Source organism: Mesorhizobium opportunistum WSM2075, from assembly GCF_000176035.2.
Lineage (GTDB): Bacteria > Pseudomonadota > Alphaproteobacteria > Rhizobiales > Rhizobiaceae > Mesorhizobium > Mesorhizobium opportunistum.
The window spans coordinates 4501943-4526707 of sequence record NC_015675.1 but is presented as its reverse complement, the minus strand read 5'-3'; the positions used below and the strand labels follow the sequence as shown (position 1 = coordinate 4526707).

The 24765-nt window shown below is 59.8% G+C and carries 12 protein-coding genes and 3 pseudogenes; 9 read left to right on the top strand and 6 right to left on the bottom strand.

All coding sequences use genetic code 11. The features are described from left to right. The first annotated feature begins 450 nt into the window (after nt 1–450). From MESOP_RS21735 to MESOP_RS21705, 7 genes and pseudogenes are all read left to right on the top strand, one after another. Nucleotides 451–1458, top strand: coding sequence for a LacI family DNA-binding transcriptional regulator (locus MESOP_RS21735; protein WP_041164215.1), 1008 nt, complete (start codon nt 451–453; stop codon nt 1456–1458). A gap of 32 nt (nt 1459–1490) precedes the next feature. Further along, nucleotides 1491–2810 carry an ABC transporter substrate-binding protein gene (locus MESOP_RS21730; protein ID WP_013895494.1) on the top strand — a complete coding sequence of 440 codons (1320 nt, stop codon included), beginning with the start codon at nt 1491–1493 and terminating at the stop codon, nt 2808–2810. A 90-nt stretch (nt 2811–2900) separates the two neighbouring features. After that, nucleotides 2901–3746: a carbohydrate ABC transporter permease gene (locus tag MESOP_RS21725; protein ID WP_013895493.1), complete on the top strand. Its 846-nt coding sequence runs from the start codon at nt 2901–2903 to the stop codon at nt 3744–3746. Further along, nucleotides 3743–4576 (top strand): carbohydrate ABC transporter permease, encoded by an 834-nt coding sequence (locus MESOP_RS21720; RefSeq protein ID WP_013895492.1) that lies wholly within the window; start codon nt 3743–3745, stop codon nt 4574–4576. The genes MESOP_RS21725 and MESOP_RS21720 overlap by 4 nt, the downstream gene beginning before the upstream one ends. A 26-nt stretch (nt 4577–4602) precedes the next feature. Next, the gene (locus MESOP_RS21715) at nt 4603–6711 is read left to right on the top strand and encodes an ADP-ribosylglycohydrolase family protein (RefSeq protein ID WP_013895491.1); all 2109 of its coding nucleotides are present in this window, start codon (nt 4603–4605) and stop codon (nt 6709–6711) included. A 28-nt stretch (nt 6712–6739) separates the two neighbouring features. Further along, nucleotides 6740–7818: pseudogene (locus MESOP_RS21710) on the top strand (ABC transporter ATP-binding protein). A 473-nt stretch (nt 7819–8291) separates the two neighbouring features. After that, complete coding sequence (locus MESOP_RS21705) at nt 8292–13820, top strand: ATP-binding sensor histidine kinase (protein WP_013895490.1); 5529 nt, start codon at nt 8292–8294, stop codon at nt 13818–13820. Nucleotides 13821–14017: 197 nt separating this feature from the next. Here the strand turns inward: MESOP_RS21705 and MESOP_RS35775 are convergent, their stop codons facing one another. The 5 genes and pseudogenes from MESOP_RS35775 to MESOP_RS21690 all read right to left on the bottom strand — a co-directional run bounded on the left by MESOP_RS35775 (nt 14018) and on the right by MESOP_RS21690 (nt 18426). Further along, nucleotides 14018–14176: a hypothetical protein gene (locus MESOP_RS35775; protein ID WP_167313569.1), complete on the bottom strand. Its 159-nt coding sequence runs from the start codon at nt 14174–14176 to the stop codon at nt 14018–14020. Between the two features lie 487 nt (nt 14177–14663). Continuing rightward, nucleotides 14664–15890 (bottom strand): MFS transporter, encoded by a 1227-nt coding sequence (locus MESOP_RS21700; RefSeq protein ID WP_013895489.1) that lies wholly within the window; start codon nt 15888–15890, stop codon nt 14664–14666. Then, a pseudogene (locus MESOP_RS21695) lies at nt 15887–17274 on the bottom strand (NAD(P)-binding domain-containing protein). Before MESOP_RS21695 ends, MESOP_RS21700 begins: the two are co-directional and overlap by 4 nt. A 43-nt stretch (nt 17275–17317) precedes the next feature. Beyond that, nucleotides 17318–17455 (bottom strand): annotated as a pseudogene (locus tag MESOP_RS36250) (ArsR/SmtB family transcription factor); the annotation flags it as partial. A 149-nt stretch (nt 17456–17604) separates the two neighbouring features. After that, complete coding sequence (locus tag MESOP_RS21690; RefSeq protein WP_083833280.1) at nt 17605–18426, bottom strand: DUF4336 domain-containing protein; 822 nt, start codon at nt 18424–18426, stop codon at nt 17605–17607. A 370-nt stretch (nt 18427–18796) separates the two neighbouring features. Here MESOP_RS21690 and MESOP_RS21685 point away from each other — a divergent pair, with 370 nt between their 5' ends. Together MESOP_RS21685 and MESOP_RS21680 are read left to right on the top strand one after the other, a co-directional pair. Next, nucleotides 18797–20590, top strand: coding sequence for a PAS domain S-box protein (locus tag MESOP_RS21685; protein WP_013895487.1), 1794 nt, complete (start codon nt 18797–18799; stop codon nt 20588–20590). Between the two features lie 619 nt (nt 20591–21209). After that, nucleotides 21210–21404: a hypothetical protein gene (locus tag MESOP_RS21680; RefSeq protein ID WP_041164214.1), complete on the top strand. Its 195-nt coding sequence runs from the start codon at nt 21210–21212 to the stop codon at nt 21402–21404. Between the two features lie 726 nt (nt 21405–22130). Here the strand turns inward: MESOP_RS21680 and MESOP_RS21675 are convergent. Further along, nucleotides 22131–24713 (bottom strand): bifunctional diguanylate cyclase/phosphodiesterase, encoded by a 2583-nt coding sequence (locus MESOP_RS21675; protein ID WP_041164916.1) that lies wholly within the window; start codon nt 24711–24713, stop codon nt 22131–22133. Nucleotides 24714–24765: the final 52 nt, after the last annotated feature.

Sequence of the window (24765 nt, the reverse complement as noted above, 5' to 3'; positions counted from 1 at the left end):
CGCAACGGCGCCGGAATAAGCGGTCGAACTTCGACGAACCTACACTGCAGCATTCGCAACACTGAATAGGGGCGCGACCCGGGTTGCTACGACAGCCCTCGATAGGCCCGAGTGGAGGCGGCGCTGAAGCTTCCCCGTACCGTCACGAGCCTGTTACTCGCTTCGTAAACCTTCGCTTCGCAGTGCGACAGGTCGGTCAAGAATCAAGCTATGCGTCCACTGGACAACGAATGTCTTTTTTCGTTGCCCACGAGGATCATTAAGCCCCGCACGTCGGAGCGAAATATAGGCCCGAAGACGCCGGCTCGAGGCTCTCGATAGCGCGATCAGCCCTCTCGGATGCATCGGCAAACCTCGGCGGTTGAACGCAAAACTTCGTCTTGACGCCCGATCCGATGCACTTTAATACGTATTAGGAGCTTATTGTTACGTATAAGGGACGAGTTTCACTTGCGTACGGGCCGGGCCACACAGAAAGACGTCGCACGGCTGGCCGGTGTGTCGCAGGCCAGCGTGTCGATGGTGATGAGCGGCGGCGGGTCTCCGGCGCTGTCGTCCGAGACCTGGCAGCGGATCACCAATGCGGCGGCGAAGCTCGGCTATACGCCCAATCGGTTCGCGCAGGCGCTCAAGACCAATCGCACCATGACCATTGCCTGCATCGTGCCCGACATCACCAACCCCTTCTATCCGGCATTGATGCGCGGCATCCAGTCGGTGGCCGAGGATCTCAACTATGACGTGATCGCGGTCAGCACCGATGGGTCGCCCGAGCGGGAGCGCCATTTTCTCGACTGGTCCAGGCAGGGGCGCGTGGACGGTGTGATAGGCGTGTTCTTCACGTTGCGCGCCGGCGACTTCAAGCCGCTGGTCGATGCGGGCGTGCCGGTGGTGCGCATCGAATCGAGCAAGAAACGCGGCGGCGATATCGCCATCGACGATATTTTTATCGACAGCTACGCCGCCGCCCTTGCGGTAACACAGTTTCTCATCGGCCGGGGCCATCGCCGCATCGCCATGGTCGCCGGCCGGGGCGGCCCCCAGGGCGTTCGGGTCGAAGGCTACCGCACCGCGCTCACCGAGGCCGGTGGCACGCCCCATATCGTGATCGACGAAGAATTCAGCGAAACCGGCGGAGCCCGGGCGGCCGAGACGGTGCTTGCCAGCGGCTATGCGCCGACGGCGATCTTTGCCGCCAACGACCTCATGGCCATTGGCGTGATGCAGGCGCTGCGCGATCGCGGCATCGCTATTCCGGGGGATATCGCCGTCGCAGGCTTCGACGATATTTCAGCGGCACGACTGGTCACGCCGTCGCTCACCACGGTTTCCCAATTCCAGGGCGACATCGGCATCAAGGCCGCACAGATCCTGATGGAACGGCTGCGCGGCTCCACGCCCGGCGCCGGCACCGCGCTCGAGATGCCCTTCAGCCTGATCGAACGCGGCTCAACCTGAAACAAGAAACGAGAAAGATCGGAGGAGAAAACATGGAACGCCGTACATTGCTCAAGACCGGCCTCGGCCTCGCCGCCCTGCCGCTGCTGTCGCGCCTGGCCTTTGCAGACGACAAGAAGCCTATCGGTTTCTGGTACGAATCCGCCTCGCCGGAAAACCAGGACAATCTCAAGACCATTCTGATCGACCCATTCAATGCCGCACATCCACAGGATGATCTTTCGATCGACTTCCGCGGCTCCGACCTCGACAAGCAGTTGCGCATTGCGATGCTCTCGGGCAATGGCCCCGATGTCGTCTTCACCGCCGGACCGAGCTATGTCGCGTCGATGGCGCAGGCGGGGCAGTTGCTGCCGCTCGACGACTATGCCGCGAAGCTCGGCTGGGACGACCGGCTGCTGCCGCTGTTCATGGAACTGGGAAAATACGAAGGAAAGCTATACGCGCTTGCCAAGACCTATGAGACGCTGGGCCTGTTCTACAACAAGACGCTGTTCGACAAGAACGGCTGGAAGGCGCCGACCACAATCGCCGAACTCGAGGCGCTCGCCGACGAGATGAAGGGCAAGGGCCTGGTCCCGTTCGGCTGCGGCAATGCGGACTGGCGGCCGGCCAACGAGCACCATGTCTCGATCGTGCTCAACTCGGTGGCCGGCCCCGACAATGTCTACAAGGCGCTGACCGGCGCCATTCCGTGGACCGACCCGTCCATTCAGGCGGCGATCGATAAGCTCGATGAGTGGTGGCAGAAGGGTTATTACGGCCCGAACTATTTTTCGCTGACGCTGGAGCAGGCATTCGCCCAGGTGGCGACCGGCCAGGCCGGGATGGCGCCGAGCGGCACCTGGAGTTTCACCAACATCCCGACCTATTTCCCGCCCAACAATGCCGAGCCGGCCTTCGTTGGTTTTCCGAGCACGAGCGGCCCGCCGGTCTATGCGCTCGGCATCGGCTCGACGCTCTCCATCAACGCGAAATCCGAAAATGCCGATGGAGCGGCGGCGGTGCTCGACACTATTTTCAGCGATAAATTCTACGGCGACATGAACTCGGTGTGGCAAGGCGAGTGGAACCTGCCGCTGAAGGATCTGTCGGGAGTGAAGCTTTCCGACAAGGTGTTGCCGCTCTACACCGAAACGATGAAGAACCTGTCGTCGGCCGTCGGCGCCGGCCAGTACGGCTACACGACATGGACCTTCCTGCCGCCCGCCACCGACACCTATCTGGTCAGCGGCATGGAGGAAGTCTGGCTGAAGAAGATCAGCTCGAAGGACTACCTCAAGAAGCTCGACGACGCCTTCCAGCAGGAAAAGGCGGCCGGCAAGGTGCCGGCGGTCCCGAAGCGGGCTTGAGGCCGGCACCGGTATCAGCCACGAACCATCCGAACCAGCGAAGGAGCGGCGCCTGACAGGGCGCCCTCTGAAAACCCAGGGCAATTGTCCATGCACCGGCTCTATCTCGTCCCGACGCTGATCATCAATTTCGTCATCGTGCTGGTTCCGGCATTGCTGACGGTCGTCCTGGCGTTCTGCAACTGGGACGGAATTTCGACGCCGACCTTTTCCGGGCTGGACAATTTCCGGGCATTGTTTGCCGACGGCGTCTTCTGGTCGGCGCTGACCAACAACATCATCTGGACCTGCATCTTCCTCATCGTGCCGATCGCCATGGGACTGCTGGCGGCCTCGATGCTGCTGATCGTCAGGCGCGGCAGCAATTTCTTCCAGGTCGTCTATTTCCTGCCCGTCGTCATCGCCACGGTCATCACCGCGCGCGTCTGGCAAGGCATGATCTACAGCCCCGTCACCGGTGTGTTCGGCATGCTGGCGCGCATGGGCTTGCCCGTGGCCAATCCGCTGGCGCAACCATCGACGGCATTGTTCGGCGTGGCGACTGTCGACCTCTGGCACTGGTGGGGATTTCTGTGCGTCATCTTCTTCGCGGCGCTGCGCCAGGTGCCGCAGGAGCACATCGAGGCGGCGCGCATCGAGGGCGCGAGCTATGGGCAAATGATGCGCTACGTGCTGCTGCCGGCGATCCGGCCGACCATCATGCTGATGATGATCATGACGGTGATCTGGAGCTTCCTCGCCTTCGACTTCGTCTACATCCTGACCCAGGGCGGCCCGGCTTTTTCGAGCGAGGTGCTGTCGACGCTGGCCTACCGCCACGCCTTCTACGATCTCAATGTCGGGCAGGCAGCCGCGGCGGCACTGGTCATCAGCCTGTTCGGCCTCGTCGGCACGTTCTTCTACGTACGCCTGCAGACGCAGGAGGGCGATCAATGAGAATGGTCGAAAGCCGGGCCACCCTGACGGTCTCCTACATGGTGCTGGGCATCGGTGCCTTCATCGCCCTGTTTCCGATCGCCCTGCTGGTGCTCAATTCGCTGAAGCCCGCGGCCCAGATCGTGCAGAGCCCCCTGGCGCTGCCCAATCCCATCCGCTGGGAGAATTTCGTCAACGCCTGGACCCACGCCAAGTTTTCGAAAACCTTCGTCAACTCGCTGCTGCTTTCAGGAACGACGATCGTCCTCGTCTGCTCGACGTCCTCGCTGTCGGCCTACGTGCTGGCGCGCAGGAAAATCGCTTCGTGGAAGATCTGGACGTTCTACCTGCTGGCGACGACCACGGCGCCGATCCAGCTCTACATTTTCCCGCTCTATTTCGGCTTCGCCAAGCTCGGGCTGATCAACAACGTGTTCGGCGTCGCGCTGATCTACACCGCCCTCTACAGTCCATTCGCGGTGATGCTGCTGAGGACGTATTTCATCGCCGTGCCGAAGGAACTCGAGGAGGCCGCGCTGATCGACGGCGCCACCTCCTGGCAGGTGTTTTCCAGGGTCATGCTGCCCATCGTGTCGCCCGGCATCCTGACCGTCGCACTGATCATCGGGCTCAACTCCTGGAACGAATTCCTGATCGCGGCGACCTTCCTGCAGAAGGCGGACAAGGTCACCGCCGTGATCGCCTTCTACCTGCTCAGCGGGCAGTACAGCTCGGACTGGGGTGAGATCATGGCTGCCGCGCTGATCATCGTGGTGCCGGTGGTGGTGCTGTTCGTCGCCATGCAGAAACGGTTCATCGAAGGCATGGCGGGCGGCTCGGTAAAGGGCTGAAATTTTTCGATTATCTGGAGCAGAACATGCAGTTGCCAAACGACTATCTGGAACGGGTCTATGCCGGCGTGCTCGGCAAGCTGGTGGGCGTCTATCTCGGCCGGCCATTCGAGGGTTGGACCTACCAGAAGATCATGAAGGAGCTCGGCCCGATCGACTACTACGTGCATGAGCGCCTGAACCAGCCGCTGGTGGTCACAGATGACGACGTTGCCGGCACCTTCACGTTCATCCGCGCGCTCGAGGATTACGGCATCTCGCCCGATCTGCCGGCCGAGGCCATCGGCAAGGCATGGCTGAACTATATCGTCGAGGAGCGTTCGATCCTGTGGTGGGGCGGCAGCGGCAACTCGACCGAGCATACTGCATGGCTCAATCTCAAGAAGGGCATATCGGCCCCGCATTCGGGTTCCATCGCCACCAATGGTGCGACCGTCGCCGAGCAGATCGGCGCCCAGATCTTCATCGACGGCTGGGCGATGGTGGCGCCTGGGCAGCCGCAACTGGCGGCAAAGCTTGCCGAACAGGCCGGCAAGGTCTCGCATGACGGCGAATCCGTCCATGCGGCGATGCTGTGGGCGGCAATGGAGGCCGAAGCCTTCGTCTCCAGCGACATCGACCATCTCATCGACACCGGCCTGTCGGTCATCCCGCGCGACAGCCTGATCGCCAAACTCATCGCCGACATCCGCGGCTGGGTGAAGGCACATCCCGACTGGCACGACACGCGCCAGAAGATCGAGGACAAATACGGCTACGACAAATATCCAGGCAATTGCCACGTCGTGCCCAACCACGCGCTGATGGTGATGGCCGTGCTCTATGCTCCTGACGATTTCCAGAAGGCGCAGATGATCGTCAACACGTCGGGCTGGGACACCGATTGCAATGCCGGCAATGTCGGCTGCCTACTGGCGCTGATGCTCGGCCTCGACGGCATCGAGGCCGGCCCAGACTGGCGGGGGCCGATCGCCGACCGCCTGCTGATCTCGTCGGCTGATGGCGGCAACTCGATCAACGACGCGGTGCGCACCGCCTATTACATCGCCAATCTCGGCATGACGCTTGCCGGCGGCACACCGCTCGATGCACCCAAGGACGGCGCACAGTTCCATTTCTCGCTGTCCGGCAGCCAGCAGGGTTTTCGGCCCGTCGAAGGTCATGGTTCGGCGATCGGCGTTCGCGTCGGCAATGTCGAGTTCGAGAATGCCCGTGCGCTGACCATAAACTACGAGGCACTGGCGCCTGGGCTGAGCGCCGCGGTGACGACGCCGACATTCTCGCCGCGCGAGGTGCTGTCGATGCGCACCTACGATTTGATGGCGACGCCGCTGGTCTATCCCGGGCAAGTGGTCAAGGCGCGCGTCGTCGCCGATCGCCACAACAAGGGCGCGGTGTCGGTGCGGCTGCGCATCCGCGCCTTTGATGGCGAGGATCGTCTGCGCGACATCGATGGCGATGCGGTCACCCTGAAGGCGGGCGAAGAGCGCGTCCTGTCTTGGCGCCTGCCGGATCTGGACGGCCAGCCGATCGCCGAGATCGGCATCGTGCTCGCCAGCGACGGCAGGCGCGCCGATGGCAGCGTGCTGCTCGACTACCTCAAGTGGGACGGAGCGCCGGAACTCACGCTGCACCGCCCCGCCGGCGACTGCGATTTCTGGCGCATGGCCTGGGTCAATGGCGTCAGTTTCTTTTCCAAGCGCTATCCGCCGAGCTTCCGCGTTTCGCAAAGCCGCGACGAAGGGATCGTCATTCACGGCACGCGGCAATGGACCGACTACAAAGTTTCGGGCGACATCGTCATTCATCTCGGCAATTACGGCGGCGTCTGCGCGCGCGTTCAGGGCCTGCGGCGCTACTACGCCGTGCGCGCCACCCGCGACGGCAAGCTGCAGATCGTGCGCACACGGGATGCCGACACGGTCGTGCTGGCGGAGACGACTTACGACTTCGTCTTCGAACAGAGGATCCCGGTGGCGCTGACCGTCAAGGGCAGCCGAATCAAAGCGTTGTTCGGTGGTGTGGCGATCGAGGCTGATGACACCAGCGCCGAGGCGTTTGCCAACGGTGGCATCGGACTGCTGATTGCCGAAGGCGCGCTGTCCACCGATGAATTGCATGTGAGCGGCGCCTGAGCGTCCCACGATCACAGGGAAGACCTCGATGGCTTCAGTCGAAATCGACAATGTCCTCAAATCCTACGCCGGGCACGCCGTGCTGCACGGCGTCTCGGTCAAGATACCGGACGGCCAGTTTGTGGTGCTGGTGGGCCCCTCGGGCTGCGGCAAGTCTACATTGCTGCGCATGATCGCCGGACTGGAGGACATTTCGGGCGGAACGATCAGCATCGGCGGCAAGGTGGTCAACAATCTGCCGCCGAAGCAACGCGACATCTCCATGGTGTTCCAGAATTATGCGCTCTACCCGCACATGACGGTTGCCGAGAACATGGCGTTCTCGATGACGCTTGCCAAGGCGCCCAAGGCCGAGAAGGACGAACGGGTCGCGAAGGCGGCGGAAATCCTCGGCCTGACGCCGCTGCTCGATCGCTACCCGCGCCAGCTGTCAGGCGGCCAGCGGCAGCGCGTCGCCATGGGCCGCTCCATCGTGCGCAACCCGCAGGTCTTCCTGTTCGACGAGCCGCTGTCGAACCTGGACGCCAAACTGCGCGTGGCCATGCGCGCCGAGATCAAGGCGTTGCACCAGCGCCTGCGCACCACCACCGTCTACGTAACGCACGACCAGATCGAAGCCATGACAATGGCCGACCAGATCGTCGTGTGAACAACGGACGGGTGGAGCAGATCGGCACGCCGCTCGATCTCTACGATCATCCGGTGAACATGTTCGTCGCGACATTCATCGGCTCGCCGTCGACGAACATCATCAGCGGCGTGGTCGCACGCGACAACGGCGCGCCAGTGGTGCGAACAGCTGACGGAACGCCACTGCCGGTCGGTTCAGCCTTTAGCGCGCCAGACGGAAAGCCGGTCCAATACGGGTTCCGGCCAGAGCATTTGAGCGTCTGTGCACCGGGCAAGGGGACCGCCGCGTTGGTTGGCGTGGTTGAGCCGATGGGTTCGGAGACCCAGGTTCATCTGACAATCGGCGGCGAACCGGCGGTCGCCGTGTTTCGCGACAGAATCGGCGCCCGTCCCGGGGAAATCCTCTTCGTCGCTCCCGACATCGCCAAGTTGAACCTGTTCGACGCCGAGACCGGTCAAGCTTTGGATCGATGGTAACGAGGTCTCGCCTGGCCAGATGCATTGTCTCGAGATCAAAAGAGCGTGTCGCGACTGATCGGCCTCACATCACGCAGTTTTGAAGAGTTTCGAGTAAGCCATTTCGCCATGCGCCCCTGTGGCGAACCAGTTGTGTGGCGCGGTCCTTCCTGTGCAAGACTCATCGTCGAGAATGACGAATTGCCGGGGCGACGGTTCGGGAGCGAGCTGCGCCGTGCCGAGTTGCGGGATCAGAACGGTTCGCTTCATCAATGCGCCGGACTTCTGACACGAGGAACTCCAGGACAAAAGACTCTTTGTGGAGAGTGGCGTTTTGTCCGGCAAGGCTAGGATCGGGCCGCAGCGCATTCGCAGCAAACCAATAAAGATTGGACGCTCCGGCAGATTGACAGTAGGGTCGTGCTCGACTTCGGATTTCGCGGGCCAATCTCTTTCTGTGACAAGGGCTCATTCTCCTAGCAACAAGAAGCTTGATGGCCGAGGATTCCGAGTACGCCTTGGAGGTGCTTCGCGAAGGGCCGGAGTTCACGCTCTACCGCGGCAAAGAGCTCGGCAACCAGACACCGATTCTAGCGGTGTCGGTCGCTGCTGAGCAGCCGTCACTTCAGAGTATCCGGCGGCTCGAACACGAATACGCGCTGGCGAGCGGACTTGATGCAGCATGGGCGGCCCGGCCCCTCGCCATGGCTCGCCACCGAGGACGAATGCTCCTCATCCTTGAGGATTCAGGAGGTGAACCCTTAGATCAAGCAATAGAGCAGCACAAAGAACTCCCCATCGATTTATCCCGCTTCCTGCGTATTGCCATTGGTTTGGCAGTGGCGCTCGGCCAAGTCCATAAACGAGGGCTCATCCATAAGGACATCAAGCCGGCGAACGCACTTGTAGACGAGCGCGGTCGCGTTTGGCTTACCGGCTTTGGGGTTGCGTCTCGGCTTCCGCGGGAGCGTCAGCAGCTTGAAGCGCCCCAATTCATCGCTGGATCGCTTCCGTACATGGCTCCCGAACAGACGGGGCGTATGAACCGGTCTATCGATTCCCGGAGCGATCTCTATTCTCTTGGTGTCACGCTGTACGAAATTTTGACCAGCCGGCTCCCGTTCACCGCTTCTGATCCGATGGAATGGGTGCACTGCCATATTGCGAGGCGTGCTGTGTCGCCCACTGAGAGGATAAGCGAAATTCCTCAGGTGCTCTCGTCAATCGTGATGAAGCTTCTCCTGAAGACGGCCGAGGAGCGCTATCAGACCGCAGGGGGGGTCGAGGTCGACCTGCGTCGGTGCCTGGTGGAATGGCAGCTACATGGTCGCATCGAACCATTCCCGCTAGCCATCCACGACACATCGGGCCAGCTGATGATCCCGGAGCAGCTCTATGGGCGCGAAACCGAGATCGACTCTCTGCTCGCGTCGTTCGATCGGGTAGTGGTCGAAGGCACCTCCGAGCTAGTATTGATATCCGGCTATTCCGGTGTCGGCAAATCCTCGGTGGTGAACGAGTTACACAAGGTCCTCGTTCCATCGCGGGGACTTTTCGCTGCAGGCAAGTTCGACCAGTACAAGCGCGATAGCCCATACTCAACCCTGGCACAGGCCTTCCAGACCCTGGTCCGTCAGATTCTCGTCAAGAGCGAAGGGGAAGTGGATCGGTGGCGGCGTATCTTGTCAGATGCGGTCGGTGTGCACGGACAGCTGATCGTCAACCTCGTTCCCGAACTGGAGTTCATCATCGGGAAACAACCGCCCGTTTCCGACCTGCCATCCCAAGAGGCACAAAACCGATTTAAGGCTGTGTTCCGTCGCTTCCTTGGCGCGTTTGCCACGCCGGAGCACCCACTCGTGCTGTTCCTAGATGATCTGCAATGGCTGGACGCAGCCACACTCGACCTCATCGGGCACCTGATCACGCATTCGGAAGTGCGCCACCTTCTGCTGGTTGGCGCCTATCGAGACGACGAGGTCGGTCCCGCTCACCTGCTTTTGCATACGCTGGATACGATCAAAAAAACGGATGCGAGGGTCGGTGAGATAAAGCTGGGTCCCCTCCGGTCCAACGAGATCGGCCAGCTTACCGCGAGTGCAATCCGCTGTGACATCCAGCGGGCGCGGCCTTTGTCGCAGCTGGTTCAGGAGAAGACCGGGGGAAACCCATTCTTTGCAATCCAATTTTTGACGGAATTGGCCGACGAGGCATTGCTCACATTTGATCCTGTTGCGCAAGCTTGGCATTGGGAAATCGATCGCATACACGCCAAGGGCTATACCGATAATGTGGTGGATCTCATGGTGGAGAAGCTGAAGCGGCTTTCTCCCCCGACCCAAGACGTGTTGAAACAACTCGCCTGTCTTGGCCACGCCACCGACGTCGCCATCCTGACTCTGGTTCAGAAAGAGACAGAGGAAGCAATGCACGAGACGCTCCGGGAAGCCGTCTATGCTGGTCTCATCGATCAGCAGGATGGCGCGTACAGGTTTCTGCATGATCGAATTCAACAGGCGGTTTATTTGCTTATCCCCGACGAGCATCGAGTTGACGCTCACCTGCTCGTGGGCCGCACGCTTCTAGCGAACATGACTGATGACCAGCTCGTCGAGCACCTGTTCGATGTCGCCGGCCAGCTCAATCGGGGCGCTGGACAACTGATTGAACCTCGGGAGAAATCCCAGTTGGCGACGCTCAACCTGCGCGCAGGGAGAAAGGCCAAAGCGTCCGCTGCCTACGTGTCCGCATCCGTGTATCTAGCGGCCGGCATGGCTATGCTCGACAAAACAAGCTGGAACAACCAATACGAACTGACATTCGGCCTCTGGTTAGAACGTGCGGAATGCGAATTCTTGAGCGGCAACTTCGAAGAAGCTGAGCAATTGATAATTGATTTGCTGCAACGCGCGGCATCGAAAGTCGACCTGGCGACTACCTATCGTCTGAAAGTCCTGCTCCACACTCTGAAATCGGAAAACGCCCAAGCCGTCGACAGCGCACTCTCATGCCTGCGCCTGTTCGGCATTGACATCTCGGCGCACCCGACTGAGGCGCAAGTCCAGGCCGAATACGAAACGGTCTGGCAAACTCTTGGCGGACAGCCGATCGAAAACTTGATCGATCTGCCAATGATGACGGATCCAGAAATGCTGGCCGCGATGGATGTGCTGTCAGTGCTCCTCTCCCCTGCTAATCATACCGACTTCCATTTGTGGTCGCTGCTCGCGTGCCGGATTGCGAAGATGACAATGCTGCACGGAACCTGCGGCGCATCGGCCCATGGCTATGCCGATCTCGGCCAAATCCTCGGACCGGTATTTCGCCGTTACAGAGACGGTTATCGATTCGCCGAGCTCGCCTGCGATGTTGTCGATAAGCAAGGTTTCGTCGCGTACCGCGGGAAGGCCTATCATGCGAAAGGCGTTGTCGCCGTCTGGACCCAACCGATCGCAACCTCGATAGATTTTCTGCAAACGGCCTTTCGCATAGCAACTGAAACCGGTGATCTGACTGTCGCCTGCTACTGCATGGACAAGTCGATAACGAATTTTCTGGCGCGGAACGATCCGCTGGAGGCAGTGTGGCGGGAGTCGGAAAGGGGCCTGGATCTTGTCCGGAAAGCTCGGTTTCATGACGTCGCTACCGTGATCGAGGCCCAGCAACGCCTCGTTGCGACCATGCAGGGCCGAACCTTAACTTTCTCTACCTTCAGCGATGCGCAATTTGACGAAGTGGATTTCGAAGCGCAAATCACCGCAAATGGGACGGCCACGGCGGCCTGCCTGTACTGGATCTTGAAGTTACAAGCCCGGTTCTTGTCAGGCGATTACGTCGAGGCGCTCGCATCAGCCGAGACGGCGAAAGAATTGTTGTGGGCTGCACCGGTCCATTTCCAGCGACTCGATTATATTTACTATACCGCGCTGACCTTGACCACGCTCTATGAAAACGCTTCGGTCGGCGAGAAGGGAGCATGGAATGATCTGCTGGCGCTGCACCTGGAGCAACTTAGAGAGTGGGCCGAAAACTACCCACCGACCTTCGGAGACAAACACGCACTCGTAGCTGCAGAGATCGCCCGTATCGAAGGACGGGACGCTGACGCCATGCGGCTCTACGAGGAGGCAATTTCCTCTGCTCACGATCAAGGGTTCGTACAGACCGAAGGCTTGGCCTATGAGTTGGCCGCGAGGTTTTACAATGCGCGCGGCTCACAGATTTCCGCCATCGCCCATCTGCGTCATGCTCGGCGGTGTTATCTCCGCTGGGGCGCCGAGGGCAAGGCGCGGCAGTTAGACCGGCTTTATCCGCACCTGGCCCCTTCGGAAGCGCAAGGTCGTGACGTGGCCACCGGCTCCCGGGTTCAACATCTGGACGCAGAGAGTGTCATAATAGCCTCTCAGGCTTTGTCTGGCGAGATCGAGTTGCCCAAGTTGATCAAGCGGCTGATGAGAACCTTGATCGAGAACGCGGGCGCGGATCGCGGGCTTCTTATTCTGCCCTCAGGCGGTGAGTATTTGATCCACGCGGAAGCGCGGGCCGCCGGAAATCAGATCGAAGTCGCGCTGCATCAAGAGCCGATCACCCCAATCACGTGTCCAGAATCCCTCGTCCGCTACGTCATCCGTACACAGGAAAGCGTTATTCTCGACGATGCCTCGAAACCTAACCTGTTCTCCGTGGACGACTATCTGAGCCATCGACAATCGAAGTCAATCCTGTGCGTTCCGCTGATCAAACAGGGAGAGTTGACCGGAATTCTGCTCCTGGAAAACGCGCTGACGTCACACGCGTTCACGCCGGCTCGAATCGCGGTGCTGGAACTGCTGGCGGCGCAAGCAGCGATCTCTCTCGAGAACACACGCTTGTACAGCGATCTCCAAGAACGGGAGGCGAAGGTTCGACGCCTTGTCGACTCCAATATCATCGGAATATGTATTTTCGATCTGGATGGTCGCATTACGGAAGCCAACGAGGCCTTTCTGCAAATCGTGGGATATGGCCGGGACGATGTTACTTCGGGCTCGTTGCGCTGGAACTCCTTGACACCCTCCGAATGGAGCGGGGCCGACGAACGAGCATTCGCGGACATGGCTTCCAGTGGAACCTGCAGACCGTACGAGAAGGATCTTCTTCGGAAAAATAACGATCTCGTGCCCGTACTTGTGGGTGGAGCGACCTTCGACGAACTGCGACATCGGGGCGTGGCCTTCGTTGTGGACCTGACGGAGCGAAAACGTGCCGAGGCAGAGCTGGCGCACGCCAACCGCGTAGCGACAATGGGACAACTTGCAGCCTCCATTGTCCACGAAGTCAATCAACCTATCGCTGCCACGCTTACGAATGCTGGAACCGCGATGCGCTTTCTCGCTCGTCAGCCGCCAGATTTGGAAGGGGCGAAGCACGCCATCGACCGCATCATCAGAGACGGTAAGAGGACCGCCGATATTGTGAGCCGGATTCGTGACTTTTCCAAAAATGCGCCGGCTCGGAAGGAAAATTTGGAAATCAACGAAACAATTTTGGAAATTTCGGCTCTAGCCCGTATTCCAATGTCAGAGAGGGCCGTCGTAGCGAAGATGCAACTGGCAGAAGGGTTGCCACGCATTTTAGGGGACAGAGTCCAATTACAACAGGTGATCCTGAATTTGATTATGAACGCCATCGAAGCCATGAGCGAGGGTGGGCAGCCACTGCGCGAATTGTCGATCAGCACCAGCAAGGCTGACTCGGACGCCGTGCTTGTCGCGGTAAGTGATACGGGTCCGGGCCTGTCTCAGTCCAATCCCGACAGCATCTTCGAGGCGTTCTACACGACCAAGTCCAGTGGGTTGGGGATGGGATTGCCGATCTGTCGCTCGATCGTGGAAGCGCATGGCGGCAGGCTATGGGCAACGCCGAACAAACCTCATGGCGCAGTGTTTTCCGTTTTGCTGCCAATCGGCGAAAAATCGCTAGAGAACCCACCTGAGACTCTGGCTGAGTTCCCACCCATCGTTGCGCAGTCGGAGACAAGATAAGGTTTGCGGCACCAACGGGAGCTGCGAACCCGTGCCGCGAAACTTTCCCCGCGATAAGTCCGCCCGCTAGCGAATTCGGGTCGGTACGAGAAGAATGGACCCGCGACAAGCTCGCCGGCAATTCAGGCGTGGATCCGTTGGTCATCGAAGAATTCGAGCGTCGGATCACCCTCCTCAACCGGGACATCTGCGACGAGCTACAAACCGCGCTCGAAAACACCGGTGCCGCTTTCATTGCGGAGAACGGTGGCGGTATCGGAGTTCGCCTGAAGCTCAACCGCTGCGAAGTCAGACGGATCGACGTTCTGGAAAATGAAGGCGCCATCGTCGGGATAGATGCCGTTCCATTGGCTCAATTGCTTCGAAGTTCGATTGACCTACAGGAGCCATCGGTTTGCGACCAAGGAGATCCTATCAGTGGCTATGACCGACAGCGCACTGTACCTTTCGCCGGGGAGTCCCCTCCACCGCGGAGAGAGGAGCGGCAGCGGGCCCTGCCCCGACTTCGAGCCTGAGAAGTGAGTCTCGTCGGCTGATCGCGTCACCGTGGTCGTACGCTGGCGTGTGGCCGCGTATCCCTTCGACCTGAAGCCGGTTACCGGACAAGCCCCAGCAGATCATCGTGCATTCAGGGTGGCCTTGGCGCATCCTCTCGTCGAAACAGAAGCAAATTTAGAGGGTGAGACCTCGTGTGCACGGCGTGTGCACGGTGCAGTCTAAGTGGTTGTTTCTGCTTACCTCTCTGTCCAATCCATCATCCGATTTATATCCGGCCCTATCCGCCGCTACCCGCCATGGAACGCGAGCTTGTCGGTCCAGCACATGGCTCGTAAACAACCGAGGCTATTGCGGCTGAATTTGAAAGCCACGCCGACTGAAAACCAGCCAGCCCAATGCGCATGCCAAGCCGACGTTGATCAGTGCCAGGCCGGTGAGCGTGGCCAGTGTGCCGTAGGCGCCAAAGCGTTGCAGCAGCAATGCGCCAATGGACGGTGCTGCTGCCTGGGCGATCAGGCTGGGCATGGCAAGGCGGCCCATCAGTTGGGCGTATCCGTTAGAGCCGAACAAGGCGAGCGGTAGCGTACCGCGAGCAATGGACTCCAACCCGATGCCCGCCCCGTAGAACGCGAGCGCCAACGGCACGATCGGCATGCCGACCCAGAGCGCCGAGACCCCGATTGCGACGAAGGCCACCGACGCGAACTTGGTCCAGATCGGGTGATGAAAGCGCGCGATCATCATCTCGATTGTGCGTGCAGCGACCTGGGAGGGACCGACGAGCGCCCCAAGCGCCACGGCCGCAGTGAGAGTCTTGCCGCTCTTTTGCAGGATCGTTAGAAGATGCGCCGACAAGGTCGAGGAGATGACGGCGGCAAGCGTAAGAGTCGCGGCCAGGACAACCATGATCGTGAGATGGCGGCCGATTGGCAGAGCCGGCGTCGCTGCCGCGTTCGGTCCGGCTTGGGCAGACGGTTGAGGCACGCCGCGAGGCAGGATCACGAGGTAGAGCGGCAAAGCAATGAAAAGCTGAACGGCGGCGTAAACCAGACAGGCGCCGCGCCAACCAATCTCGCCCAGCAGAAACGCCGAGATCGGCCAGCACACTGTGCTCGCAAAGCCACCGAACAGGGTGAGCGTCGTGATGGCGGACCGCGCCCCATGACCGTAGAGCCGGCCAAGCGTCCCAAACGCGGCGTCGTAAAGCCCTGCCCCCATGCCGAGGCCGATCACCAGCCAGGCCCCGATGTACGCGGCCAAATTGGGCGCGACCGCAAGTCCGATCTGGCCAAGGCCGATGCATCCCGCGCTGAATGCCAAGACGTTTCGGCCGCCGTGTCGTTCGATCGAGGAACCGACATGCGGCGAGATGACTCCCGCCGTGAGCAATCCAAGAGACAGGCCTCCGACGACCCAGGCCAGAGGCCAGCCGGTATCCGCAGCGACTGCCGGCGCAATGACCGCGGGGAGATAGTACGATGATCCCCACGCCATGATCTGTGTGACGCCAAGCGTGGTGATGATCGTGCGCCGGCTGCGCACGGGGGTGGTCGGCTGAGGCGAAGAGGTCATGCCGCGGCGCTGCAGCCGCAGCCAGACTTGCCACTCTCCTTGGCCTGGACATCCGCAACACAGCAGGCATCAACCGCCGCTGGCGCCGGGCCACCGCAACAGCCTTCGGCTGACGAGCCGAAAAAGGATGCCGGCACCGTGCAAACTCCCGTCTCCGGCAGAACCAGTTGAACGGCATCGGCGGCCGCCATGTCACCGGCGATCGCCGCCGCGACGGAGCGGGCCTGCTCGTAGCCCGTCAACAGCAGGAATGTCGGAGCGCGACCGTAGCTCTTTATGCCGACGGTATAGAACCCCGGTTCGGGGTGGCTGAGCTCGCGGTGGCCATGCGGCGGGACGTCCCCACAAGAGTGCTCATTGGGATAGATGAGAGGACCGAGGGCCTTCACGCTTTCAAGCCATGGATCGAGGTCGAGCCGCAGCTCGCGGGTCAAGGCAATGTCCGGGCGCTGGCCGGTGGCCGCGATAATCCTGTCGACGGGACCGATGGTTTGAATACCGTCTTTTGTTTGCCCTTCCACGAGCAGGCGGCCGTCAACCTCCCGGATTGCTGTCGTGGCAAAGCCCGTGACAAGTTGGACGCGACCGCTTTCGGCAAGCTCCCTCACTTCGGAGCCGAGTTCGCCACGTGCCGGCAACGCGTCGGCATCGCCACCACCGTAGATGCGGACTAGGTCAGTGCTGCGCGTCGTCCAGATTGCTGAAGTGCCCGGGGCGCTTTCTGACAGCTTGGTCAGTTCCAGCAATGCGTTGGCTGCGGAATGACCAGCCCCCACCACGAAGTCGTACGCCCCGCGTAGAGATGGCGGTCCCGGCCGAGTACATCAGGTATGCCGTAGGCGATCCGGTCGCCGAACTCGTTTTCGCCTTCGGCGGACGGGCCTCCGGCGCCAAGCGGGTTGGGTGTTTGCCATGTGCCCGAGGCGTCGATTACAGCGCTGGCCGCATCCCGGCGCCGGCCGCCGGCAGTTTCGACCATCAGCATAAAGGGCTTAGTTGCACGCTCTTTGCTGACAACCTTGTCCGCACCCCATCGGGACACCGCGACGACGCGAGCATTTGTTTCGATGGACGGGGCCAGTTCCGGAAGTTGCGCGAGCGGGCTGATGTATTGGGCGACGATCTCACCGGCAGTGGGGAATGCCTCGGGCTCGGGCATTCTCCACCCATGGCTTTCGAGCAGCTGCCGGGCGACGGCATCGACGCAATAGCGCCAGGGCGTGAAGACCCGCACGTGCCCCCAGTCCAAAAGGTTCGAACCGGCATGCGAGCCGGCCTCGTAAACCTCCACCTTCAGCCCGCGGCGGATCAGTTGGGCTGCCGCGGCCAAGCCGACCGGACCGGCGCCGATGACTGCCACCGGTAGATCTGCGATTGCGTCCATTTTTCGATCCTTCCAGTATCTTCGAATTACGCAGGTAAAAAAATCAGGCCATGGCTTTGCTGGCCGCGGGCGCACATTTCGCGTCGGCACAGCACTCGTCGGCCAAATAGCCAATCAACGCATTCATCCCGGGATAGTTGGCGCGGCAGATCAGCGTCGTCGCCTGGCGTTCTTGCGCAAGCCCGGCTGAAGCCAGGCCAAGGTTCCAAAGCGTTCAGGAACCTTTCAGTCGCAATTGCAGAACTTTCGAACCTCAGAGCGAACTATCTCGTCTCGCGCACAGATCAGCAGATAAAGGCCGTTCGGCGACTGTCCGCTCTGACGTTGGGGCTAATGGAGCAACCATGAAAACGCCCGCCGCAAAAATGCTTCGCCACCCGTCCTGACAACCTCACCGTGCGCCACGACGACGTGCTCGGGGTGCTTTCCGATCAGCTCACGAATCTTTGGGCGCGCTGTTGAGCGGTTGCGGAAACTGACCCGATAGTCGATCGGGGGATAACCCCACCCTTCGATCATTTTGGAAACTCTTGCGATTGCTCGCATCCACCAAGGCCAATGGTGTTTCAAGAACGTCGCGCTGAAGGTCTGAGAGAGGTCGGCGATGATGGCGGTCCGCGACGCGCGGTGAAAGAAGATCAGTTCGTCCATGAATGGCGAATTGGTGAAGTAGAATTGGTCGACCTGCCCGTTCCATTCGGCGGGCGGATTGTCGGCCAGTACCCCGCAAAAGCGGAGCTGCCTGCACTTTGCGATTGTCGTCGCCGTCGCCCACACATTCGCATCCGGGAATGCGGCCTGCCAGTCCTCCAGAAACAGATAGTGCAGCTTGTCGGGGCTGACGATATGCCGAACAGGACCCAGGGACCGAATCTCGGCCTCAATTGCTGCCGTTCTTTCGACTGGCGACCATAGCCACAGTCCGCCGTCGGCAAGACGCACGACGACCATGCGTGTTGGATAGTCGAAGCCTTTGAACGATACGACTCCGCCATCCGCAAACCAAAGATCCGATCCTAGCGGCTCCAGCATGTGGGGAAATCTAGTCCGCCAGATGAACGCTTTCCACCCCCTCAAGGGCGTCATGGTGCGATCGAGGCGGTATCGAAAGCGATCGCCCGACACGGCCGAACAACCGCTTTCGCCCTGCATATCTTTTCACAGTCAGGTCCGCAGGCCATTCTGTAAAGTTCCTCACGACCTGCTTGGGCATACCAAGCCGATCCAGGATCGCGCGGGCATGTGGTTCGCGAGCAAACGCTCTGCCTGTGCACACGACGATCCCAAAGCTACGTGAAGCCCGCCTCGGAAAGAGCAGTCTCCATCTCCGCGGCAATCAAGGCTTCGTCGTCGACGACCAGGACGAGAGGTTTGTCCATGTGAGGCACGGTGGTTTCCGTCCGAGCTCAGATTTGCATGCCTCCACAAGCTCAATCAAGAGGAGCGTCCCGCGAGGGACGAGCTACAGGAACAAATTGGCGACACCCGCGTTACCGCCGGTTGAGCAGAAAGGGGTTTTGGGATGAATGAAGTGCCGCAGGCGAATGTTGTCGCGTTCAAGAACCCGGACATGCCTTGTGAGGATAATCGGAACTTCGACTACCAGGATTTCTTCGAAAACGGCGCCGTTGCGCTCCATCTGGTAAGTGCGGATGGTGTCGTTCTTCATGCCAACCAGGCCGAGCTCGACCTTCTCGGGTTTCCGGCGCAGGACTATATCGGTCGCCACGTCGCGGAGTTCTATCCCGACCGGGAAGTGATCGAGGACATTTTGGACCGCCTCTCCCGTGGCGAGAAGATCGCCAGATATCCGGCGCGATTGAGAGCCCACGACGGATCGATCAAGCACGTTGAAATTTCTTCCAGCGGGCATTTCCGCGACGGCAAGCTAATCAACACACGCTGTTTCACTGTCGATGTAACCGACCTGGAACGCACCCGCACGGAGCTCAAGCGGCAGGACAGCACCTATCACCAGGTCCTCGACAGTCTCCCTGTCGCCATCTACACGACTGACCCGGATGGGGTCATCACCTACTACAACCGAGCCGCCGCCGAAATGGCGGGCCGCGAGCCCGAGATCGGCAAGGACAAGTGGTGCGTGACGTTCAAGCTGTTCACACCGGACGGCAAGGACCTTCCTCACGATGAGTGCCCCATGGCGATCGCGCTGAAGGAAAACCGCCCTGTGCGTGGCCAGCAGGCGATAGCGCAGCGCCCTGACGGATCTTTCTTCCCATTTCAGCCATATCCGACGCCGCTCCGCGATGAGACGGGCAAGCTGATCGGTGCCGTCAACATGCTGTTTGACCTCACCGACCGCCAGAATGCCGAGGAGGCCAGGCACCATTTGTCGGCGATCGTGGAATCCTCGTTCGATGCCATCGTGAGCAAGGACCTGAACACCATCATCAAGAGCTGGAATCGCGGCGCAGAACGGCTGTTCGGCTACACCGCCGAGGAAGCGATCGGCCGTTCGGTGACGATGCTGATCCCGGATGACCACCAGGACGAGGAACCCCGCATCCTCGAACGCATCCGCCGTGGGGAAGTCGTCGACACATACGAGACGGTCCGTCAGCGCAAGGATGGCAGTCTGGTTCCGGTCTCGCTGACGGTATCGCCCGTGCGCAGCGCAACCGGGCAGATCATCGGCGCATCGAAGATTGCCAGGGACATCACATCGGCAAAAGAGAACGAGCAGCGGATCCGCATGCTGATGCGCGAGGTCAACCACCGGGTCAAAAACCAGTATTCCGTCATCCTTTCGATGATCAGGGAAACCAACAAGCGCGCCGAGAACCCTGCGGTGTTCGAACGGCAGGTTCGCGAGCGGATCATGGCCCTGTCACGCTCGCACGATCTGCTTGTCGCTGGCGATTGGAGAGGCGTGACCCTTTTCGAACTGCTGCTGTCGCAAGCCAAACCGTTCGGGAATGAGGGGCGGATTTCCATGTCGGGACCATCCATAGTGCTGAGCCCCAACGCCGTCCAGTATTTCGGCATTGCCTTTCACGAACTCGCGACCAACTCAGCCAAGTACGGCGTGCTTTCGGGAGACAGGGGCACGATTTCCGTCCAATGGCATACGAACGGTTCGGGAGATTCGAAGCTCTTTAACCTCGCCTGGGCCGAAACCGATGGGCCGAAGGTCCAGGCCATCGGTCAGGGCGGCTTTGGAACCGTGGTGCTGAAGCGGGTAGCGCCTGAGGCTGTCGGCGGGAAGGCCGATCTTGAGTGTGGCTCGCATGGGATCAATTGGACGCTGGAAGCGCCGCTGGCTGCCGTGGAGGCATCTGTTGTGAGTGAGGCCTAGGAACTCGGCATTCGGTGGGTAGGTAAATGGACCGTCCCCTGTTGGGGCCTCAATTAGCGCCGCTTCCCGGACCGCCACCAGCTGTTCTTCAGGATCCAGCCAGAACACCCAACCTGCGCGTCCTGCACGAGGTGCTGTTGAACACCGTGCGGCGAGCCCCGGGAAGGAAGTCGAGTTCATCCGGTGGGACACTACAGGACCGGTGCTGCCGCCTGGAGGTGGGTGGCGCCTCGTAACAACGGGTTTAACGTGGGGATAACCGCCAACTAAGAAAGGGGCGCTTCGTCCCATGTCATCAATTCGATTTGGATCTGCAATCACAAAATATTAGATTGACGCTGCTCAAGTATGGATGTTCTTCTCTGAAGAAAACGCGAAGCATCTCGCGTCGCGCAAACCGAGAACGGGGATGGTGGGTGGAGAACCAAACGGGGTGCGGGTTAAACAGTCGAGAACCGGTGGATCGTCCGTGTCGTTGAGAGTGGCGAGTCAACGGTCGAAGTGTTCGCGACGCAGGCTCTTGCCGAGTACTACGCACACAATCATCGAAACAGACTTGGGCTTCCCGGGAAGCCGCCTGTAGAACCGGTGGGATTGCGAAACATTTAGGGCCAAACAATTGGACAAGACAGTCGATTTTGTCGTCAAGGACGTCTTGGATCAGCCCGGACAATCCGATTCCGGGATCTTTGTTGAACTCGTTGACCCCGAAAGAGGCCACGTTCGTCTCCACCTCACGACTGATACTGCGGAGCTCCTTTGCGAGCGCATAGCCGATGCGCTGGAACGCCGCTACGGCGATGGCGCCAATTGAACGGCAGTTTTGATATCCACGGGAAAATGCCCCCGCACCGCGATCAATTCCCGATGGTAAGAAGAAGGTCTCGAGCGAGCGGTCCTGAGGAGGTAGGACAGACATGTGAGATTTCCAACCGGGCATTTTTAGTTGCTGCGGACGCAAGCGAGAGAGGAGTGTTTCTCTCAACCTCCGGGCAGTGGACTGCAGCGAGACGCAGCCGGGACCATTTCATAGGCCTTGCGTGGCCTGCAACCCAAGCGAGGACGGTCTCCTTGTGGCTCAAAGCTGCCGTTCAAAGGTAGCAAGCGTGGGACTTCGTGCTGACACGCAATCTGGCGTATGTGCAAGAAGTCGATGCCTTCAAAGCTTCCTAAAACCGAATCTAGTGTCCCACTTTGTTCAAAAGCAACCGCAATTCGGACTGAGGCGCCACCCAGAAATTTCGAAAAACTTCCAAGAACCCCAGTCAATCACGAATTGTAGAACTGTTGAATGACCGCTTGGCCGTGAGCAGACTGGCGGCCTTGGGCGATCTGGACCGGACAGCTGCCATTCCGCCAAGCAGGTAGCCGGTACGACCGTTTTCGCCCAGAGCCGGTATGTTGTCACGTCCTTGTAGATCCAGATTGCGGGGAGCGAGATATTGCCTTCTGACACGATGTATAGGCGAAGGCGCTAGCGTCAACGTCCGCGGTTCCAGTATATGCGAAGCAGGCAGGCAGCAAACGCAGCAGCTATCACTCAGCTGGCCGCACGCAGACGCCGAGAGCGAACCAAGACCTTCAGGCGGTCGGAATCCAATGCCTGCCCAAAGGCATAACCCTGCAGTATATCGCACCCCAACCCCTTGAGCACGCGTGCGTGCTCCATCGTCTCGACGCCTTCCGCTATAACCTCGATACCCAAGGACTTGCCAATTTCGATGATCGACGAGACAACCTGCCTTCGTTGCGGCGATTCGACAATTGGGATGACCAGCTGCCGATCTATCTTCAGTCGGCGAGGCTGTAGCTTGAGCAGGCTGACTATGGAGGCATAGCCGGTGCCAAAATCATCTATCTCTATATCAATGCCCAGTTGCTTGATCTGGTCGACATTCCAAGTCACCAAATCGTCGTTTTCATCAAGGAAAATGGATTCAACAAGCTCGAACGAAACTGTTCCCTTCTTGATATTTAGTTCTCTCAAGCTCTTTATGAGTTCTTCGTCCTGAAGCCGCCGTGCCGAAACGTTGACCGATACGCGCGGTATATGAAGACCCGCAGCAGACCAGCCTTGGAAATCTGAAAGCGCTTGGTTCAGTATGGTTCGATCGATCGTCGACACGACATTTAGTTCTTCTGCAATCTTTAGAAAGACATCCGGCGCTAAAATACCCTCCTTTGGGTGTCTCCATCGCGCAAGGGCCTCGACTCCGACAATTTCGAGCGTTTTTGCGCTAAATTGGGGCTGGTAGAAGGCTATGAACTCGTTACGCTCGAGGCCGCCAAGCAGCTCATCGGCAATCTGCTTTGTGTCGACGATTTCGCTTTGCATCGCCTCAGTGAAGAATTCGTGTCGATTGCGCCCACGACTTTTTGCTCGGTAAAGCGCGATGTCGGCGTTCATCAGCAGGTGCTTGGCTTCGGCGTCTTTTCGGTTGTCGACTGCAATTCCCACGCTGACACCAAAACGGCATCGGTGACCGCGGTAGTAGACGGGTTCGCCCATCTGACTGATGATGCGGTCAGCCAGCAGCGCTAGTTGCTTGATATCGTCATTCACCGTGCACAGGACGACGAATTCGTCTCCTCCGATCCGAGCGACGAATCCCCCATTCTCGACCTTGGATCGGAGGACGGCAGATGCGTGTACCAACATCGCGTCACCCGCGGCATGGCCAAGAGTATCGTTGATGTGCTTGAACCGGTCCAAGTCGATGTGAAGCAGGGCCGCATAGCACCCATCACGCTTTGCATTTGCTGTGTACTCCTCCAACATCTGGTCGAGGTAACGACGGTTGGGCAGACCGGTCAGCGAATCGTGAAGCGCAATATGCTCTATGCGCGCCTTGGCTGCCCCGAGTTCCGCATTTTTCGACTCAGACAGCTGTTTTGCGCGAACCAGATCGGTATTCAGCAAAACGTCGGCTGTTACATCCCATTCCGCACCAATCATTTTGGCCGTCTCGTTTGGAGCCTGGTATATCGTCGCCTTGGCTCGGACATGACGAATCTCGCCGTCCGAACGAATAATCCGGTACTCCGACGAATATGTTCCGCGGCTGGCCACGGCACGGTCGAAATCTGCGTTGGCGCCGGCTAAATCCTGGGGGTGAATTGCCCCCGCCCAATCCGAGTAGCCGCGAGGTCCTCCATCGCTGGGTTTGCCGTATATTTCGTTGACGCGGTCGTCCCAGGACAGATCATTGGTCGCGAGATCGTGTTCCCAAACGCCAATAGCCGACGCCTCCAGAGCGAGTTCGAGGCGTCTCGACAATCGACGCAGTTCCGCATAATTGCGCTGCCTCTCGCCAATCAGACGACTGGTGACCAAGAATGGGATCACAACCAGCGCCCCGGCCGCGGCCATGATCGCGCGCAAGAACCACGCGTTGCTAGGTGTCGAAGGCCAGCCGCTTTTGGGGATGGCCGCTATTTGCCAGGAACCTGAGGGGAGCAGAACTTCGGCCGTCACTGGATTGCTTTTGCGGACGCCGATATTGCCGAAGAATTGATCTCCACGCGGGCCGAGGGCGTCTTTACCGATGAGCGCGACGTCAATCCCGAGATCATCGTCAAACAGGCCGCTTGCCCTGTAAAGGCGCTGCACGTCGACAACGGCGGAAATGATGCCCCAGAATCTTTCAGTATTGCCCGCGCTCGGCACGAAAACCGGAAAACGGCCGATGAAGCCTTGGCCGCCCTGCTTCAGGTCGACCGGACCGGCTAGAATCAACTTGCGCTCGTCTCGTGCCCGCAGCGCGGCGTTGCGCTGCCGATCGTCCATTCGGTAATCGAGGCCCACCGCTTTCTCGTTGCCCTTCAGAGGGTACATTAAGGAAACGACCAGATCGGGCGCGCCAGCAATATTGTTCAATTGCGAGTCGCCGCCAAACAGGTTGCTCGCGAGCGAGGCGAAGCGTTGCTGTCCCATATAGGGTTCAGTCACGACCGTCGCGACCAGTCCATGCACGAGTTGAAGGTTTCCGTTGATGTTCCCTTCTAGCTTGGCGCGGATCAGATTGACCTTGACCAGAACATCCGCACGAGCGGTTTGGTCCGAAACGATTTTGTTCTGGTGGTCCGCATACGCTGCGCTAATCGCAATAACCAAGACCGCCATTGCGGCCGGGATGTTTGCCGAGGAAAAAACAGCATCCTTTATGCCGCCGAAC